A 1,112-nucleotide genomic window follows, 5' to 3' on the forward strand; every position below is an offset into this window, starting at 1 on the left:
TCAAGGCTGGCTGCGTCATCCAAATGGTTACGTAGGCAACCAAGACTACAGCAAGTATGTTGACCTGGCGCTGACTTATAACTTCAACGCTAACATGAATGCGTATGTTGACTATAAGATCAACCTGCTGGACAACAACGAATACACTGCCAACAACGCTCTGTACACCAACAACGTTGCTGCTGTGGGCCTGCAATACACCTTCTAATTTCTCGCTACGCGAAAAATTTAGATATTGCGAGCTGCGCCGATCTCCTACAGGAGATCGGCTTTTTTCGTTAGCCCGACATGAAGAACCATAATCTCGCTATCAATTCCTTTCTTGCTCACCTTTTGCGCAATAAATAACTTACCAACCACCATTTCTCAGCATGTAATCCTAAGTTTACAGCCATCATCACACAAATTTGCACGACGTAAAATTTCAGGCTATGTATTCACTGTTTATAGCAATTTAAAGGCATTTAATTTTGATAACTTGGATATAAAAACCGTTTATTCTATTTAGATGCGAAATTCATGGTTTTTATCACTGGCTTAGTCAAATGCGCTCAACAGCTACAGCGAGTACTATGCACGTAAAGATTAACCACCTCGGAAACCGTCATGAAATCCGCTGTAGCACTATCCCCTACCGAATCAAAAACTCTCGCTTGGTCCAAGCAAGACTCGCATTGGGTCTTTAGCCTGTTTGGTACTGCCGTTGGCGCCGGCATTTTATTCCTGCCTATCAATCTGGGGATTGGCGGTTTCTGGCCGTTGCTGATTCTGGCAGCACTGGCATACCCGATGACCTATCTGGCCCATCGTGGTCTTGCGCGCTTTGTACACTCTTCTGCCAATGCTGAAGCAGATTTTACCGATGTGGTGGATGAGCATTTCGGAGCACGTTTTGGCCGCTTGGTTACCTTGCTCTATTTTCTCTCAATCTTCCCCATCCTGATGATTTACGGTGTTGCGATCACCAATACCGCGGATAGTTTTCTGGTCAATCAGCTTGGCATGGCTTCGCCACCACGCGCGCTGCTGTCGGGTGGCCTGATTTTCGCTCTGATTGCTATCATGATTGCCGGCGAAAAAGTGTTGCTGAAAAGTTTTGAAGTAATGGTGTA

At 45.5% G+C, this 1,112-nt stretch carries 2 protein-coding genes; both read left to right on the forward strand.

Going from position 1 to position 1,112, the window contains the following annotated elements; all coding sequences use genetic code 11:
- A partial coding sequence (locus ACRC27_RS07535) for a porin (RefSeq protein WP_438639565.1) occupies positions 1-208 on the forward strand: 208 nt, incomplete at its 5' end.
- A 398-nt stretch (positions 209-606) separates the two neighbouring features.
- Positions 607-1,112, forward strand: a 506-nt coding sequence (locus ACRC27_RS07540; RefSeq protein ID WP_438639566.1) for an aromatic amino acid transport family protein, incomplete at its 3' end; no start/stop codon positions are given.

It is taken from the genome of Plesiomonas sp. (assembly GCF_051650925.1).
GTDB lineage: Bacteria > Pseudomonadota > Gammaproteobacteria > Enterobacterales > CAMTGL01 > Plesiomonas.